We start from the raw sequence: 16,993 nt of genomic DNA, 5'->3' as shown, positions 1-16,993 counted from the left end.
TTATTATTTTTAGCTATATTTTTTTAAATCGTATATATCTGTGACATCAGTGCCAGAAATGCTTTGCTGAGCATAGCTCCAAGCTCTGAATGTATCCATAGAAGTATACACAGGGATATTTCTTTCTATAGCGGCACGTCTCATTAGAAAACCATCTCTGCTTGAGTCATCGCCTAGAGTAGGAGCATTGACTATGAGGTCGATTTCTCCTGCTATAATCATGTCCATTACATCAGGCTGACCAGAGCCTAGTTTTTTTACTAGCTTAGCAGGTATGCCTAATTCTCTTAGTATCTTACAGGTGCCTTCGGTAGCTAAATAATTAAACTGAGAAGGACAGTCTTCTTTTTTTAGCAGAATCTTTTCCTGATCATTTAGTGTAAGAAGTAGAGTTGGGTTTGGTTTTGATGGAGCATTTTTTGCTGCTATAAAGCCTTTATAAAGAGCTTCAGCATAGGTTTTTCCTATCCCAAGAACCTCTCCTGTGGATTTCATTTCAGGTCCTAGAGAAATCTCCACATCTGGAAGCTTGTGAGTAGAAAAAACTGGAACTTTTACAGCTATAATCTGAGGCAATTTATATAGTCCTTCGCCGTAGCCTAAATCTAAAAGTCTTTCACCCATTGATACACGTGTTGCAAGCTCAACAATAGGGACGTTACTAACCTTTGATATATAGGGTACAGTTCTTGAAGCTCTAGGGTTTACTTCTATTACATAGAGCTGTTCTTCATAAGCTATATACTGGATGTTTATTAGGCCTTTGACATTTAAAGCAAGAGCTATTTTACGAGTCACCTCTGTGATTTGCTCTATTATATGAGAGCTCACATTTTGAGGTGGATAAACAGTCATGCTGTCTCCTGAGTGTATGCCAGCGCGCTCTATATGCTCCATTATACCTGGAAGCAGAACTGAATCTCCATCGCATATGGCATCGACCTCAAGCTCTTTTCCAACAATATACTGGTCTATCAGCACAGGATTTTTATCATCCTTTTTAAAGGCATTTGATAGATACTCTGTAAGCTCAGACTCAGCATAGCAGATTTTCATACCCTGACCTCCTAGCACGTAGCTAGGTCTTACAAGCAGAGGATATCCAAGCTCATTTGCTGTTTTTATTCCATCTTCTAGGTTAAATATTGCCTTTCCTTTAGGACGCTTGATATCAAGGCTTTCTAAAAACTCATCGAATTTTTCTCTGTCCTCTGAAAGATCTATTTGAGAAGCACTGGTTCCATATATAGGTATGCCTTTTGAACTTATAAAATCCGCCAGCTTAATAGCAGTTTGTCCTCCAAATTGCAGGATTACTCCGTCAGGCTTTTCTTTATCTATGACGCTTAGTACATCCTCTTCGCTTAGAGGTTCGAAATACAGCTTATCCGCTATAGAAAAATCAGTGCTCACCGTTTCGGGGTTACTGTTTATAATGATGGTTTCAATACCCATTTTTCTAAGGACCTTCACACAGTGTACACAAGCATAGTCGAATTCTATACCTTGGCCTATACGGATAGGACCAGAGCCGAGAACTACTACTTTTTTATTGTCACTTACACTAACTTCATCGTAGCTTTCATAGCTAGAATAATAGTATGGGGAAATAGCTTCAAATTCTCCTGCGCAGGTATCGGCCATATGAAACACAGGCTTTACACCTAGCTTAATTCTTTTATCATATACAGATGCAACTGTTGAGCCTGTAAGCTTTGCTATGCCCATATCTGAAAAACCTTTTTTCTTTAGCATTCTCAGCATAGCTTCATCAATGTCTTCTAAGGATAAGCTCTCAAGCTGAGTTTCTAGAGCTATAAGGTTTTGGAGCTTTTTTAAAAACCACGGGTCAATACCTGTAATCTGTGAAATCATATCCAGTTTATATTCTCTTCTGATAAGCTCAGCTAGTGCAAAAATACGCTCATCATCTGGATGAATCACAAGCTCTTTTAGAGCATCGATAGAATGGTTCATATAGCTTTTGTGCTTTAGATGATATTGACCTAGCTCTAGTGAGCGGATGCCCTTTAAAAAGGCTGCCTCAAAATTACTGCCTATAGCCATAATTTCTCCAGTTGCCATCATCTTGGTGCCTAGACTGCGCTCGCCTTTAGCAAATTTTTCAAAAGGCCATTTTGGTATTTTCACAACTACATAATCTAGACTAGGCTCAAAGCAAGCATAGGTTACTCCAGTCACAGCATTTTTAATTTCATCCAGACTGTATCCAAGTGCTATTTTCGCAGCTACCTTTGCAATAGGATAGCCAGTGGCTTTAGAAGCAAGAGCAGATGAACGGCTCACTCTTGGATTTATTTCTATTACAGCATACTCAAAGCTGTCTGGGTTAAGGGCAAACTGGACATTACAGCCACCCTCTATGCCTATAGCTTCTATTATTTTAAGAGATGAGGTTCTAAGCATTTGGTAATCTTTATCTGAGAGAGTTTGGCTAGGAGCGACTACTATGCTATCTCCAGTATGAATACCTACAGGATCAAAGTTTTCCATATTACATACAGAAATTTTATTTCCGTTAGCGTCTCTCATTACCTCGTACTCTATTTCTTTCCAGCCCTTTATACTTTTTTCTATAAGAACCTGACCTACAGGGCTGTAAGAAAGTCCTGATTTCATAATTAATCTTAGCTGGTCTTCAGTTTCAGCTATTCCGCCCCCAGTTCCGCCAAGCGTATATGCAGGTCTTACGATTACAGGGTAGCCTATTTGACTAGCATAGTTGATACCAGCTTCTAGCTCTGTAAATATTTCTGACTGAATCATAGGCTCGCCTATGCGATTCATGAGCTCTTTAAAAAGATATCTGTCTTCGCCTTGCTTTATACCGTCGATGCTAGTTCCTATAATTTTTATGTTGTAGCTATCTAGTATGCCTTGATCATGAAGCTCAAGTGCCATATTCAGAGCTGTTTGTCCGCCCATTCCTGGAAGCAGACTGTCAGGTCTTTCTAATTCAATTATTTTCTTCACATAATCTAAGGTGATAGGCTCAATATATATTTTATCTGCAGCTTCAGCATCTGTCATTATGGTTGCAGGGTTTGAATTGATTAATACTACCTCTATTCCCTCTTCCTTTAAAGCTTGGCAGGCTTGAGTTCCAGAATAATCAAATTCTGCTGCTTGACCGATTACGATAGGGCCAGAGCCGATAACAAGTACTTTTTTAATGGATTTATTTATGGGCATAGTCTTCCTCCTACTTTTACAATTTTATTTTTGCAAGCTCAATGAATTCATCAAAGAGATAACTGCTCTCTACTGGACCAGGCGAAGCTTCTGGGTGAAACTGCACGGAAAAAACAGGTAGAGTTTTGTGCTTCATACCTTCGACAGACTCATCATTAAGGCTGATATGTGTTATCTCAAAATCCTCAGGAAGCTTAGAAACGTGATATCCATGATTTTGAGATGTAATATACACCTTGTTTTTTCTGATGTCTTTCACAGGATGGTTGCAGCCTCTATGGCCGAATTTTAGCTTTTCAGTACTTCCGCCCATCGCAAGAGCGATAAGCTGATGACCTAGACAGATACCAGCTACTGGTTTTTTGCCTATGATTTTTTTGACTTCATTAACTATTTCAGTTAAATCCTCAGGGTCACCAGGCCCATTTGTAAGAAAAACTAAATCACTGTTATCAGAAAGAAGAGTTTCTGCCTTAGTATCAGCAGGATAGAGTGTTATTTGACAGCCTCTTTTTCGAAGATTGGTAAGAATATTTCTTTTTACACCAAAATCCATTACTGAAATTGAAACAATATCCTTAGAGTCCATATCAGAAATAAGAGGAGGAAGAATCTCTTTTTCCTTTACAGATACCTCGTATACAGCGTAGGTATTGTCAAAGCTTTCAAAGTATTTCTGAATATCTTCAGCTGATAACTCTTCAGCAGTTATAATACCTTTCATAGTACCGCTATTTCTAAGAATTTTTGTAAGAGAGCGAGTGTCTATGCCATCGATTCCGATTATATTTTGTTGCTTCAAATATTTATCAAGCTCGATTTCAGCTCTGAAATTGCTTGAGTCATCACATCTTTCTCTTACGATAAATCCTCTTACCTTGGCTGTTTGTGACTCGTTGTCTTCGAGATTTATGCCGTAGTTGCCAATCAGAGGATAAGTCATAGTCACCATCTGCCCATAATAAGATGGATCCGTAAGTATTTCTTGGTAGCCTGTCATACCTGTGTTGAACACAACTTCGCCCACACAGGTGGCAATATGACCGAATGCTCTGCCTTCAAATACCTGTCCATTCTCTAAAATTAACTTTGCTTTCATATTTTACCTCCTTGTTCTTTGTGTATTATTACTTCGAAGCTGTGTATCAAAAAAGGAAGTACCTCACTTTTTTAGATGTGAGCCATACTTCCCTCAAGATATGCTTAGGCATAATTATCCCTTGTTTTTGCATACATACCTCTTTCTGGCCTCACAGGACCAATTTAAAGCGTAATAATTAAAAGTTATAATAATTGAATTGTTACGAAATGTCAACAATATATTTTCAATATAAGGACATCTCTTAACAAATTTTGATGAAACTGATATGATAGGAGTTAAGTTTATCACGATTTTACAGGGTGTTTATTAAGTTAGGAGAAAAACATGAAAAAAATTAATTTATTTATAGTTACTATGATTTTGATGGTTGCTTTAGCACCTATAGGAGGAAATGCTTATGGGGCTACTCCAGTTACGGCTTTGGTAACTGAGTCGAAGCTAGATATTGATGGTAAGTCCGTAGCTCTAAAAACCTATAATATAAGCGGACACAACTATGTCAAATTAATAGACATGGCATGGCTTTTAAATAAAAGTCCAAAGCAGTTTGATGTGGTATGGGACTCTGAGAAAAAAGCTATAAATATAAAATCCTCAGCATCATATTCAGGAGCTAAACCACTAGCTGAAAGTACACCAGTAGGAGCTAAAGGAGAGCTAAGTAGCTTTGATTTATACAAAGATAATAATAGAGTTAAGCTAACTGCCTATGTCATTGATGGGAGAACTTATTTCAAGCTAAGAGAGCTGTGTATGCTCATGGATATTTCGCTCGTATGGGATTCAGTAAATAAACTAGTAGTTATTAATTCTAAAAAATCATTTGCAGAGGAAACAGGTATGTCCCAGCTAAATTTTTCTAGTGAGTATGGAGAATTTCAATCTGGTACAGTTGTAAATGCAACACTAGATTCATACAAGGATCAAGTTATATCACTGGTTAATAAAAAAAGAGCTAGCCTAGGCTTAGAAGAGTTAAGTAGCAGCACTAAATTAGAAGAGATAGCTCAGTTTAGAGCTCAGGATATGTTTGATGACAATTATTTTGCCCATACCTCACCAACCTATGGAGATTTTTCATCAGTAGCTAAAGATTTAGGGTATACTGCAGTTTCTATGGGAGAAAACATAGCCAAAGGACAGAGTAGTCCTTCTGAGGTAGTAGACGACTGGATGAATTCTAGTGGTCATAGGGCCAACATACTTAGGGATAACTATGAGGATATAGGTATTGGAATAGTGGAGTACCAACCAGGAAGATTTATATGGGTACAGCTATTTTCTGAACCAAAATAAAAAATATCTAGTTGAAAGGACGAGCATAATTGAATAAAATCGTTAACCATATTCTCAGCTTTTTACAGCTAATAATACTAGCAATTGTTTTTTTGGTACAATATTTTTCAACTAGAAAAATGGGCATGATGAGACATGTAGTTTATACCAATCAGAAATGGGAAGCAAACTATCCTATTGCGACCAATGAACTAGGAGCCATTGCTGTTGTAGCAATAATAGCTCTGATAGTTGGTATTAAGCTATTTGTAAAATTAAAATCGGAAAATAAAGATGCAATTTGGATGAAAATATTTGCTCTTCAAATGGCAGTATCTATTATTTACATTGGATTTAGCTTGATTTATTCTACGGAGCAGATTCGCTCATATTACTATATAAATATAGGCTTATTACTGACGGTGTTTTTTCAGACTATGAAAAGCTGTATTTATTTAAAAACTTTCAAACAGCTATAATTATTTAATCTGCACTCAAAATAAAAAGGTCAGAGAGGTTACTCTCTGACCTTTGCTTCTTACTAGTTATATCTTGCAGCAGCTTCTTCTGGTGTGATTTTTTGAACTGGATTTGTTTCATCCATTTGCCATGCAAACCATCCACCGTCGTATAATTTTACGTTAGTCCAACCATTTTCATAAGCCATTAGCCATGGAACACAAGCTCTCCAGCCAGTACCACAATAAAATGCAATTTCATTTTCTTTAGTGATACCTTGCTCACTCCACATCTGTACAGCTTTATCAAAATCAGCTATAGTTCCATCTTCGTTGTAATAATCGAATTCGTCATGTCCCCAAAGAGCACCTTCTGGCTCTCCAGTTTTTTCTATATAGCTGTAGCCACTAATTTTTCCAGTGAATTCATCTAGGCTTCTTATACTTACAAGTCTGAACTTATCGTTAGCTTTCATTGCTTCTCTAGCATCCTTTGGCATAGCTATAACATACTCAGGGTGAGCTGGAATTTGTACTCCAAATTCTTCTGTTGTAGCAGTTGGAAGTATATTGCCTTCTTCTGTTTCATAACCTGCCTCAGTCCAAGAAGCAAGGCCACCATCTAGAACCTTAACGTTTTCAACACCTGCCCATAGCATTACAAAGGCAACTCTTTCAGTTCCTGAGTCAGGACCATAAACTATAACAGTAGTATCCTTAGTAATTCCGTATTTTGACATTACAGCTGTTATTTCTTCAGCATTTCTAATATTCCAATATTCAGGTTCTTCTATTTCATCTGTGTTAAGGTGAATAGCACCTGGAAGATGAGCTTTTAAATAGTCTGGGCTATCTTTTTCTGTACCCCAGGCAGCTTCTAAAATTATGTAATTTTCAGATTCAGGCTGGTTTTTATCGATGACGCTTTTTACCCATTCTGGTGTAACATATACCTTAGTTTTCTCAACTGAAGCTATAGTTTGTTCAGCTTCAGGAGCTGCTTGTTCCTGCGTACCTTGCTCAGCTGGTTTTGCAGAGCATCCAGTAGCTAAAGACATTACTAAAAGTCCGCTTAAAAATAAAGTAACTAACTTCTTTTTCATGATTTTATCTCCTTTTTTAGTATTCATTGTCGACGATAATATTACGTTATTTAACAATATAGGTCAAATTGAAAATTATTATAGAAGTGGCAATATCTATTAAGTTTATCTATAGTAAAAAATTGTAAACTACTTGACAAGTAAATTTCAAAGGAGTATACTTCGTAAAAATATAGTAAAAACTGTGAAAGGAAGAGTAGATATCTGGAATCTTTCAGCGAATTGGGGATGGTGAGAGCCCAAGAAGATGAAGCATATTGAAAGACATCCTTGAGTTGATGATTCAAAAGCTGGGCCCAGCAAGTAGATGAATCCGGGAGTTCCCGTTATAGAAATAAGAGATAACTGCTAGCTATATGGCAGTTAATAAGAATGGTACCGTGAGATAAGCTCGCTTCTTAATTAAGAAGTGGGCTTTTGTTGTTTATAGAAAAGTGAGGGGATGAATTATGAAAAGAATTATGATAGCAGAGCTAAGTAGCTATTTAAATCAAGAGGTGGTTGTAAGTGGATGGGTTCATAGATTAAGAAAGCTTGGGAAAATAGCCTTTATTATTTTAAGGGATAAATCTGGCCTAGTCCAATGCGTTATAGATACAAAAACTATTGATATAAAAGATTTAAAGCTAGAAGCCGTAATAAAGATTAAGGGAAAAGTAAAATTAGCTCAAGGTAAATCAGAAAGCTTGGAGATTCAGGTTATTTCTATAGACATGCTATCTCCTGCACATGAAGATTTGCCAATTGAAATAAACAAGGAAAATATGGATATAAGCTTGGATGTGATGCTAAATAATAGGGCACTTTCACTTAGAAATCCTAAACTAGGAGCAGTGCTTAAGGTGAAAGCTGTTTTAGCTCAAGCTTTTTCTGATTTTTTAATTAAAAATGATTTTACTCAAATTTTTACACCCAAGATTGTAGCTCAAGGAACAGAAGGGGGAAGCAATTTATTTGAGCTAAATTATTTCGAGACTAAGGCATATTTGGCTCAGAGTCCACAATTTTATAAACAGATAATGGTGGGAGCAGGATTTGAGCGGGTATTTGAAATCGGACATGTGTATAGAGCTGAAAGCCACGACACAAAAAGACATCTCAATGAATATGTAAGCCTTGATGTAGAGTTTGGATTTATCCAAGACGAGTATGAGATTATGGAGCTTGAAAATAGATTATTAGATTTTATGATGAAAGAAGTAGAAAGTAAATGTAGCAGAGAGCTTGAGCTCCTTGGTGCACAGTTACCAAAGGTTCCATCTGAAATACCTAAAATGAAACTGTCTGAAGCAATTTCTATACTAAATCAAAAGTATAACCTAAATGACTTACAGACGGATTTAAGCCCTAAGGGAGAAAAGTTAATTTCAGAGTATATAAAAGGAGAATATAACTCAGATTTTGTATTTATAACACATTATCCTCAAAGCAAAAGACCAATGTACACTATGCCTTATGGTGAAGGGGAAACCAGAAGCTTTGACCTATTGTTTAGAGGACTTGAGATAACAACTGGAGGTCAGAGGATTCACGACTATACTCAGCTTTTAGAAAATATAGCAAAACGAGGATTGTCCAAGGAACAGTTTAAGGATTACCTTTATATATTTAAATATGGAATGCCGCCTCACGGAGGGTTTGCAATTGGCTTAGAGAGAATCACTTCAATGCTTCTAGGATTTGATAATGTAAGATATGCATCAGCTTTTCCAAGAGATAAAATGAGGATTACGCCGTGAATTTATAGATTGGGATAAAAATTAGATTTATGGTAAGCTTATATAATGGTAGATATAAATAAATGGGAGTGAGATAAATGATAGATAAAACTAGTCATGTAGGGGAATGTTGAGGACCAACTACAGAAACTGCAGGAGTGCAGACAGACACAAGCAGTGAAAACTGCCTTGTATGCAAAGCAACGCTAGATTATTTTCAAAGCGGACAAGAATTTACATGTATGAAATGTAATAAAACTGAGTTAGGCTATGTGAGCTGTCCTAATGGACACTATATATGTGATAGCTGTCATGGAGAAGATACTTTTGATTTAATTTATGATATGAGTATTTGTTCAGAAGGGATAAATCCATTTTTGATAGCTAATGAAATAATTGATAAAACAAAGCTTCCTATGCTCGGCTGTGAGCATGCATGGGTAGCCGCAGGAGCATTAATAGCAGCAATTCGAAATGAAAAAGCTATAAAAATAACAGATGAAGACATTAAAGAGGCATTAAACAGAACAAAAAAACAAGCTATAGGAGCTTATTGCGGACTTACAGGAATCTGCGGCATAGCACCTGCTATAGGTGGTGTATATAGTGTGATTTTAGGAGCAGCCTGTCCAAAAGATACAGAAACTTCAAAAACAATGTTTGTAGTATCAAAAGTTATAGAGGATATATCTAAGCAAGCTGGTCCTTGTTGCTGTAAAAATTTTGTGTATACTGCTTTAGAAACAGCCTGTAGATATTCGCATGAGAACCTAGGGATAACCTTAGATACAAACTATAACTATACCTGCATGGACAGCCATAGACATCCACATGGCTGTAGAGAAGAAAAATGCAGATACTATAATATATAGTTTATTCTATTTGAGCTAGTTTTTTTGACATTATAATTCCTCTTACTGTAACACTTAGCAAAACCAATCCCCCGCCTAAAAGGCTGAAAAACGTTGGCGATTCCTTTGCAAAGATAAATACCCATAGAGGATTGAGAAGGGGCTCAAGTACAGGAATAAGTACTGCGTCAATAGCAGTGACATTCGGTATAGCAAGCACATATAGAAGGTAGGGTATGCCTAGCTGGAATACTCCTAGTATAAATAAAGGAAGAACACTTTCCATTCCTGGAGAGGATATAAAATAAAAAGGAATACCTACTATTGCAGTAATTACGTTTCCTAGAAGAGTTATCTCTACTAGGGAATTTTCTTTTTGTTGCTGAAATAAAAGAATCATTCCGGCCATTACTATTCCACTTAGGATAGCTAATATATTGCCAAGAAGGTAGCTCATTTCTAGCTCATCAATAAAAAACATAATCATACCAAGTATTACAAAAATAATAGTTATACCATCAATTCTAGAAATCTTTTGCTTAAGAATAGCTCTAGAAAGAAGAGCCACCCATACGGGTGAGGTAAATTGAAGTAATATGGCATTTGCAGATGTCGTAAGTTTGTTAGCAGATACAAACAATATAACTAACGAAGAATAGGAACAGGCACAAATTAACATAGACTTATTTATTTTAAATTTGAATTTTTTTAGATACACCATCATTACTAGAGCGGCTATAGCGCTTCTAGAGCCTGCGATAGCCATAGGATTCCAATTTATAAGCTTAATAAAAATACCACCTATACTCCAAAGCACAGAAGCTATAATCATATATTTTATTGCAGTATTTCGTTTAGTTTCCACTGTTATGTCTCCTTGAATTTAAATTGATTTAGCTTTTTAGTTTTACGAAAAATAATAACTATCCTCCCTGATTATAAAGCTTAAAATCAGCTTAAACAAGCTAATTTTATCAATATTAAATTATGAATTCAGCATATGATAATCTAATTCCATTGACAACTATTATCAAGGATGTTAAAATTTATTTAAACGATAATTATTATCAATAATAAATAATTTTCGTTTATTGATGTTAATATTAACTTTACATAATGAGACATTTTTGAAAGGAGCTTATCAATGAAAAAAATAAAAGTTATCTACTGGTCAGGCACTGGAAATACAGAAATGATGGCAAAGGCTGTAGCAGATGGAGCAAGCTCAGGAGGCTCAGTAGTTGAACTGATTGATGTAAGTAAAGCATCAGTAGACACAGTAGCTCAGGCTGATGCAGTAGCACTTGGATGCTCAGCTATGGGCGCAGAGGTATTAGAAGAAGGCGAAATGGAACCTTTCATTGAATCTATAAAAGGCGTTGTAAGTGGAAAGCCTATAGTTTTATTTGGCTCTTATGGCTGGGGAGATGGAGAATGGATGAGAGACTGGGAAGCTCGCATGAATTCTTGTGGAGCAAACCTGCTTGCTGATGGACTAATCATAAACGAAACTCCAGATGCTGATGCACTTGAGCAGTGCAAAGATCTTGGAAAGCTATTGAGATAGGACTGGATTAGGCTATGCAGACGATTACTAGACCAGATATAGTTCTGATTAAAGAAGCATTAAATGTCTACGGTGATTTAGAATATTTAATGTACAAAATATGCTATCATGCCGCCCCTACACTATTCAGCTCCAAACCATCTTCACTGATTTGTCTGAATAATAATGGGAAGCTCAAACTAAAAGATATATGGGATAAATATAAAGAAACGCTAAAAAATCTGATTTCTCTGGAGTTTTTTGAAGTAAAGTCAAATAAAGACTGTGTTTCTATACTTATTTATAAACGTGAGCAATTAGAAAATATTTTATTTAATATTGATGTTAAATCCTATCTTTTAAGCTGTGGGTATGACAATTATGCTTCGGTAGAAGAGGGACTAAGCCTGTTGAGAGAAAGGAATCGAAATAATTGTCCTGATGAGATAGGTATATTTTTAGGATATCCCTTATCAGATGTCATAGCTTTTGCTTCAAGAGATACAATAAAATGTTGCGCTGTGGGCTACTGGAGAGTTTATTCTAATGAAAAACAGGCTCTGAGCTTGTTCGAGGAATATGATAACGCTAGAAAATGGGTTATCGAAACTCTAGTAAAAGGTTATATGCCTACCCAGCTGCTATTAGCTGCATAAATTATAGATGCATATAATTGCACTTGCATCAAAATTTTCATTACTAGGACTTAGTAGGAAACTTTGATTGCAAGTGCAGTTTTTTGAAATAGATACATGTTTTAACTTGTTATAGAGGAAAACTAGGCTCTACTCTATTTCGTCCTTTGCTTTTAGCTAAGTAGAGATTTTCATCAGCTCGTTTAATAATGCAGTTTGCTTCGTCATCCTTTTGGACGGAAGAAATTCCTATGCTAACAGTATAATTGCCTTCTATATCAAAAGACTCTTCCTCAATGGCTTTTCTAATAGATTCTCCTAAAAGAACAGACTCAGCCAAATGAGTGCTAGGACAAATTACAATAAATTCTTCTCCGCCCCAGCGTCCTAAAACATCAGTTTTTCGCATTCTTTCCTTTAATATTTCAGCAGTTTTCTGCAAACACCAATCTCCTTTTTGATGTCCATACACGTCGTTTACTCTTTTAAAATTATCTACGTCAACTATTAATACAGAAAAAGCTGCGGCATATCTTTTGAACCCTGCTATTGCTTCATCTAGCCTTTTATCTATTTCCAACCTATTATAAAGACCTGTTAATTTATCTGTTATGGCTAGTACCATGGTTTGCTGTAGGAGTTTTTCTAGTTCTTTGGTTTTTTCATTAACCATTATTTCCAAGAGTCTATTTCTTTCTTCCATTTCCTTAAGGGGGTAGGACTCATCAGCTCCTTGTTCTTTTGCAGGAAAGGACACATGCTGATGCCTGATTTTGAATGTATCAGCCTCGCTTTCCCTTGAAAACAAAATGCTCATCCGTAGGTCACTTAGTTTAACCTCATGCCCGAAGAGCTCAGTCTCAAAGTCTACGATACAAAACACGATGGCTGATAAAGTGCTTACTACATCGACTTCGAACTCTTGAAACTTGTACCGGACTTTCGCTAGGAGCTTGCTCAATATCCCTCTTGAAAAGCCTCATAGAATTGTAACTATCTTTAGAAAACTCATCCTCGCCAGTTCCAATCCCCTTGAAATCTTGGTTTAAGAATTGGAGCAGTTTTTCAAAATTTCTCTCTTTCAGATATGTTTCAAAATAATCATTGCATATTTTAATGACTTCATTATTAACACTCATATATTGCCTCCTGTAATATTGGCCTCTATAGTGCTTATCTTTATTATTATATAGTAGAATAAAAGCTTGTTAGAAATTAATACCCGAGACATATCGGATAGTGCATCTAATTTTCTAATTTCGAAATATTTTGATATTTCAATTGTAGCATTTTTCAATTATAAATACCTATGAAAATATTTACAAATACTTTATTAAAGACTTTAAATTTCCTTATTTATATTTTTCAGAACCTAAAATTTAGAAAATAGCTTACAAAAAAATCCATTGCTTAATTGTAAAATCAAATTGAACCAATAAAAAATTCCATAGCTTTCCAACCTGTAATATAATTAAATCACCACAAAATAACCAACTACAGGAAGGTGCGAGCTATGGAATACTCTAATAATACACCAATATGCAGAAGGAATAAACACTTAAATGAGTTTGAAAGAAGTAAAATTGAAGTTTTAAGTTCTTTAGGCTACTCGCCTTACCGTATTGCTAAAATGATTAATAGATCTGCTAATACTGTACGTAATGAGATTAAAAGAGGAACTGTTACTCAAATTAAAGCTGGGAAATCTACATCATCGTATTTCGCTGAAACAGGTCATATCATCTATAAAAGGAACAGGAAGAATTGCGGTAGCAAATACAAACTGTTTAAATGCCAAAACTTCATCGAGCATGTGTATAAACTCTTTTATGAAAATAAGCATTCATTTGATTCAATAGTAGGTTCATGCAAGACAAATGAAAGCTTTGCTGCTACTGATATGGTATGTGCTAAAACACTATACAACTACGTTGATAAAGGTCTTCTTCAAATCTCAAATGTAGATCTTCCATTTAAACTAAAAAGAGATACTAAAAGTAAGCGTATCAGATTTCATAAAAGGAATCTTGGAACAAGTATCGACCTTAGACCTGAGATCATCAATTCGCGTAGCGAGTTTGGACACTGGGAGATTGATACTGTCATCGGTAGTAAGAGCAAGGAAGATAATGTGCTTCTTACACTAACTGAAAGAATGACTAGAAAACAGATTATAAGGATGATACCTTCCAAAACAGCTGACGCTGTTCAGAATAGTCTAAATGAGCTCTTCACAGAATGCGGAAGCTTGTATACTAAGGTATTTAAAAGCTTTACTGCTGACAATGGTCAAGAATTTTCAAGGCTTAGTACTTTGGAGAAATATTCGAATTTAAGGGTATATTTTGCACATCCTTATTCATCAGGTGAAAGAGGAACGAATGAACGTCATAATGGTCTGATAAGAAGGTTCATTCCGAAAGGAAGAAGAATCAAGGATTATACACATAAAAACATCATCAAGGTGCAAAACTGGTGCAACTCACTTCCAAGGAAGATACTAAACTATCTTACTCCAGATCGAGCATTTGAAGATCAAATTAGAGAATTATTTTATCAATAGTTATTACAGGTATGGAGAACTAGTTCAACTTATTATTGCAATTTACGAAAAAAATCCATTATTGACTTGAATAAATTTTGTGATATAATTTAGGAAAACGTTTAACCAAAAGAACTTATACGGATGTGATTTATGAAAGTTACAATTAAAGAGATTGCTAATGCCGCAGGGGTATCTATTGCTACAGTTTCAAAGGTGGTAAATGGAAAGGACCATAATATTACTCCAGCTACGAGACAAAGAGTTTTAGAAACTATAAATGAATTAAATTACGTACCAAATAGAATAGCCTCATCTATGATTACAAAAAATACCTATACTATAGGCCTTGTAATCCCAGATATAACAAATCCTTTTTTCCCTGAGGTAGCAAGAGGAGTAGAGGATTATGCAAACCAAGCAGGCTATCATGTAGTTTTATGTAACTCAGATAACAACTTAAAAAAGGAATCAACTTATATATATATGCTCCAAGAAAAAATGGTAGATGGCATTATTATCACCTCTTCGACCTCTAGTGTGAGAGAGGAATCGGCAAGAAACTATATGAAGATTGGAATACCAATAATCACAGTTGATAGAGATATGAAGGATTTTAAAACACAGGGCAAAATTTTAGTAGATAATACTAAGGGTGCTTTTGAAGCGGTGTCCTATATGATTGAAAAAGGATATAAAAAAATTCTTCACTTGTCTGGTTCTATGAACTCAACTCCATCGATTCAACGTTTTGAGGGATATAAAAATGCTCTTAAGTATCATAATATAGATTTTGATCCAGATTTATATCTTGAAGGAACTTATGATGTAGAATGGGGATATGAGGGTATAAAAAAAATAATGGACAAAAAAATTGATTTTGACAGCGTGTTTTGTGGTAACGATTTAATAGCGATAGGTGCAATGAAAGCAATAAAAGAACTAGGACTTAGAATCCCAGAAGATATAGGAATTATGGGATTTGACAATATATATATAGCTAGCGTGGTAACGCCTAGCTTATCGACTGTGAATCAACCCAACTACAAGATGGGATATAAAGCAGCTGAACTACTTATTAATTTTATTAAAAATCCATCAAAACCTGATGATGAAGTAGTGCTAGAAACGGAATTAATTATAAGAGAATCGACTCTATGATTCTCTTTGTCTACAATAGTTAAACGTTTACCTTGTTTTGAGCTAAAGGAAAACGCTTCGAATAACTTGTGAGGAGAAATTTTGTATGAAAAAGATATTGGTAATAGGTAGCCTAAACATGGATCAAGTGACAAAGGTCCATCATACTCCCAAAATAGGCGAAACTGTAGTAGGAAATGGACTGGAGCTTATTGCAGGAGGAAAAGGAGCAAATCAAGCTGTAGCTATGGGTAAGCTAGGCGCGGATATCACTATGATTGGAATGGTAGGAACAGATGATTTTGCAAGTCAGCTTCTAGACAACCTAAAGCAAATGGGCGTTACGGATAAAGTGATGAAAACGGACAAAGCACCTACAGGGACAGCCCTTATTATGGTAAATGAGTCAGCAGACAATTCAATAGTGGTAATAGCAGGAGCAAATGGTCTTTTAAAGCCAGATATGATTAAGCCATCTTGGTTTGATGATATAGATATTGTAGTGCTTCAGCTAGAGATACCTCTTGATACTGTAGCGGAAATAATAAAGCAAGCTAAAGCAAGAAATATATACACTGTACTTAACCCGTCTCCAGCTACTCATTTAGATGAAGACTTGCTAAAAGATGTAGATTTGCTAGTTGTAAATGAAACAGAGTTTGAATCTCTTTCAGGTATAGAATTTGAAGCTGAAGAATCACTTGATAAGGGCTATGAGAAGCTAAAAGTTAAAGAACTAGTGGTTACTCTTGGGACTAAAGGTTCCTGGTATTATGATAAAGCTTCTAAATACTATGTGCCAGCTCTTAAGGTTGATGCAATAGACACCACAGCGGCAGGGGACAGCTATATGGGAGCTCTTGTATGCGAGATATCAAAGGGAATTCCTATAAGTCAAGCTATGGAATTTGCAACAAAGGTTGCAGCCTATACAGTTACAAAATTAGGAGCTCAGAGTTCACTGCCTACACTAGAGGATTTAAAGGAAAGGGGTCTAATATGATAAGAGGTAGATTACTAAACTCAGAAATAATTTCTGTACTGGCAGCTATGGGACATACAGATCAATTAGTTATTGCAGATGCAGGGCTTCCTATTCCTGCTACTGTAAAGAGAATAGATTTGGCACTAGAAAAAGGATTACCTTCCTTTGATGCTACACTAGCTCTTATAGCTTCGAACATGGTGATGGAAAAAGTGATTTTGGCTGAGGAAATAAAAGAGAATAACCCTGAAATGCTTAAAAAAATAAAAGAAATTCTAAGCGATAAAAAAATAGAGCTAGAGTTTGTGTCACATGAGTATTTTAAAAAGCTCAGCTCTAGCAGTAAGGCAATAGTAAGAACAGGAGAATGTACCCCTTATGCAAACATTATCCTACAATCTGGAGTGAATTTTGAAGGTGAATAA

16 protein-coding genes and 1 other annotated feature are annotated in these 16,993 nt (G+C 35.7%); of the genes, 10 read left to right on the top strand and 6 right to left on the bottom strand.

Features of this window, described 5'->3' with window-relative positions; all coding sequences use genetic code 11:
* Positions 1-9 precede the first annotated feature (9 nt).
* Positions 10-3,213, bottom strand: coding sequence for a carbamoyl-phosphate synthase large subunit (gene carB / locus CLOST_RS12290; RefSeq protein ID WP_013362636.1), 3,204 nt, complete (start codon positions 3,211-3,213; stop codon positions 10-12).
* Between the two features lie 16 nt (positions 3,214-3,229).
* The gene (gene carA, locus CLOST_RS12285; protein WP_013362635.1) at positions 3,230-4,312 is read right to left on the bottom strand and encodes a glutamine-hydrolyzing carbamoyl-phosphate synthase small subunit; all 1,083 of its coding nucleotides are present in this window, start codon (positions 4,310-4,312) and stop codon (positions 3,230-3,232) included.
* Between the two features lie 327 nt (positions 4,313-4,639).
* Between carA and CLOST_RS13670 the strand changes: the two genes are divergently transcribed.
* Positions 4,640-5,611 carry a CAP domain-containing protein gene (locus CLOST_RS13670; RefSeq protein ID WP_013362634.1) on the top strand — a complete coding sequence of 324 codons (972 nt, stop codon included), beginning with the start codon at positions 4,640-4,642 and terminating at the stop codon, positions 5,609-5,611.
* A 29-nt stretch (positions 5,612-5,640) separates the two neighbouring features.
* Complete coding sequence (locus tag CLOST_RS12275; RefSeq protein WP_013362633.1) at positions 5,641-6,069, top strand: hypothetical protein; 429 nt, start codon at positions 5,641-5,643, stop codon at positions 6,067-6,069.
* Positions 6,070-6,131: 62 nt separating this feature from the next.
* On the opposite strand, the gene CLOST_RS12270 is transcribed toward CLOST_RS12275, so the two are convergent.
* Complete coding sequence (locus CLOST_RS12270; RefSeq protein ID WP_013362632.1) at positions 6,132-7,151, bottom strand: sulfurtransferase; 1,020 nt, start codon at positions 7,149-7,151, stop codon at positions 6,132-6,134.
* 175 nt (positions 7,152-7,326) lie between these two features.
* Positions 7,327-7,553: a binding site (T-box leader), on the top strand.
* A gap of 47 nt (positions 7,554-7,600) precedes the next feature.
* Here CLOST_RS12270 and aspS point away from each other — a divergent pair.
* Both aspS and CLOST_RS12260 read left to right on the top strand, forming a co-directional pair.
* A complete protein-coding gene (gene aspS, locus CLOST_RS12265) occupies positions 7,601-8,890 on the top strand; it encodes an aspartate--tRNA(Asn) ligase (protein ID WP_013362631.1) in 1,290 nt (429 codons plus the stop codon).
* A gap of 77 nt (positions 8,891-8,967) precedes the next feature.
* Positions 8,968-9,741, top strand: a complete 774-nt coding sequence (locus CLOST_RS12260) for a DUF5714 domain-containing protein (RefSeq protein WP_422665475.1) — start codon at positions 8,968-8,970, stop codon at positions 9,739-9,741.
* Position 9,742: 1 nt separating this feature from the next.
* Here the strand turns inward: CLOST_RS12260 and CLOST_RS12255 are convergent, their stop codons facing one another.
* A complete protein-coding gene (locus CLOST_RS12255; RefSeq protein WP_013362628.1) occupies positions 9,743-10,585 on the bottom strand; it encodes a DMT family transporter in 843 nt (280 codons plus the stop codon).
* 279 nt (positions 10,586-10,864) lie between these two features.
* Here CLOST_RS12255 and CLOST_RS12250 point away from each other — a divergent pair, with 279 nt between their 5' ends.
* Positions 10,865-11,287, top strand: coding sequence for a flavodoxin (locus CLOST_RS12250; RefSeq protein WP_013362627.1), 423 nt, complete (start codon positions 10,865-10,867; stop codon positions 11,285-11,287).
* A gap of 14 nt (positions 11,288-11,301) precedes the next feature.
* Positions 11,302-11,922, top strand: a complete 621-nt coding sequence (locus CLOST_RS12245) for a DUF3793 family protein (RefSeq protein ID WP_013362626.1) — start codon at positions 11,302-11,304, stop codon at positions 11,920-11,922.
* Positions 11,923-12,031: 109 nt separating this feature from the next.
* Here the strand turns inward: CLOST_RS12245 and CLOST_RS12240 are convergent, their stop codons facing one another.
* Together CLOST_RS12240 and CLOST_RS12235 are read right to left on the bottom strand one after the other, a co-directional pair.
* Complete coding sequence (locus CLOST_RS12240) at positions 12,032-12,718, bottom strand: GGDEF domain-containing protein (protein ID WP_049779819.1); 687 nt, start codon at positions 12,716-12,718, stop codon at positions 12,032-12,034.
* Positions 12,719-12,761: 43 nt separating this feature from the next.
* A complete protein-coding gene (locus tag CLOST_RS12235; protein ID WP_013362624.1) occupies positions 12,762-13,040 on the bottom strand; it encodes a nuclear transport factor 2 family protein in 279 nt (92 codons plus the stop codon).
* Positions 13,041-13,414: 374 nt separating this feature from the next.
* Here CLOST_RS12235 and CLOST_RS12230 point away from each other — a divergent pair, with 374 nt between their 5' ends.
* The 4 genes from CLOST_RS12230 to rbsD all read left to right on the top strand — a co-directional run bounded on the left by CLOST_RS12230 (position 13,415) and on the right by rbsD (position 16,993).
* Positions 13,415-14,464, top strand: a complete 1,050-nt coding sequence (locus tag CLOST_RS12230; RefSeq protein WP_013362623.1) for an IS30 family transposase — start codon at positions 13,415-13,417, stop codon at positions 14,462-14,464.
* A gap of 132 nt (positions 14,465-14,596) precedes the next feature.
* Complete coding sequence (locus tag CLOST_RS12225; RefSeq protein ID WP_013362622.1) at positions 14,597-15,604, top strand: LacI family DNA-binding transcriptional regulator; 1,008 nt, start codon at positions 14,597-14,599, stop codon at positions 15,602-15,604.
* 85 nt (positions 15,605-15,689) lie between these two features.
* Positions 15,690-16,586, top strand: a complete 897-nt coding sequence (gene rbsK, locus CLOST_RS12220; RefSeq protein ID WP_013362621.1) for a ribokinase — start codon at positions 15,690-15,692, stop codon at positions 16,584-16,586.
* Positions 16,583-16,993 (top strand): D-ribose pyranase, encoded by a 411-nt coding sequence (gene rbsD, locus CLOST_RS12215; protein ID WP_013362620.1) that lies wholly within the window; start codon positions 16,583-16,585, stop codon positions 16,991-16,993. Before rbsK ends, rbsD begins: the two co-directional genes overlap by 4 nt.

This window comes from Acetoanaerobium sticklandii, assembly GCF_000196455.1.
Classification (GTDB): domain Bacteria; phylum Bacillota; class Clostridia; order Peptostreptococcales; family Filifactoraceae; genus Acetoanaerobium; species Acetoanaerobium sticklandii.
Note: the sequence above shows the minus strand (reverse complement) of the source record. Positions and strands in the feature narration are given on the sequence as shown.

Excerpts from the sequence above, each read along its gene's own strand:
- carB (WP_013362636.1), bottom strand. The coding sequence starts at position 3,213 with ATGCCCATAAATAAATCCATTAAAAAAGTACTTGTTATCGGCTCTGGC.
- carA (WP_013362635.1), bottom strand. The coding sequence starts at position 4,312 with ATGAAAGCAAAGTTAATTTTAGAGAATGGACAGGTATTTGAAGGCAGA.
- CLOST_RS13670 (WP_013362634.1), top strand. The coding sequence starts at position 4,640 with ATGAAAAAAATTAATTTATTTATAGTTACTATGATTTTGATGGTTGCT.
- CLOST_RS12270 (WP_013362632.1), bottom strand. The coding sequence starts at position 7,151 with ATGAAAAAGAAGTTAGTTACTTTATTTTTAAGCGGACTTTTAGTAATG.
- aspS (WP_013362631.1), top strand. The coding sequence starts at position 7,601 with ATGAAAAGAATTATGATAGCAGAGCTAAGTAGCTATTTAAATCAAGAG.
- CLOST_RS12250 (WP_013362627.1), top strand. The coding sequence starts at position 10,865 with ATGAAAAAAATAAAAGTTATCTACTGGTCAGGCACTGGAAATACAGAA.
- CLOST_RS12245 (WP_013362626.1), top strand. The coding sequence starts at position 11,302 with ATGCAGACGATTACTAGACCAGATATAGTTCTGATTAAAGAAGCATTA.
- CLOST_RS12240 (WP_049779819.1), bottom strand. The coding sequence starts at position 12,718 with ATGAGCATTTTGTTTTCAAGGGAAAGCGAGGCTGATACATTCAAAATC.
- CLOST_RS12235 (WP_013362624.1), bottom strand. The coding sequence starts at position 13,040 with ATGAGTGTTAATAATGAAGTCATTAAAATATGCAATGATTATTTTGAA.
- CLOST_RS12230 (WP_013362623.1), top strand. The coding sequence starts at position 13,415 with ATGGAATACTCTAATAATACACCAATATGCAGAAGGAATAAACACTTA.
- CLOST_RS12225 (WP_013362622.1), top strand. The coding sequence starts at position 14,597 with ATGAAAGTTACAATTAAAGAGATTGCTAATGCCGCAGGGGTATCTATT.
- rbsK (WP_013362621.1), top strand. The coding sequence starts at position 15,690 with ATGAAAAAGATATTGGTAATAGGTAGCCTAAACATGGATCAAGTGACA.
- rbsD (WP_013362620.1), top strand. The coding sequence starts at position 16,583 with ATGATAAGAGGTAGATTACTAAACTCAGAAATAATTTCTGTACTGGCA.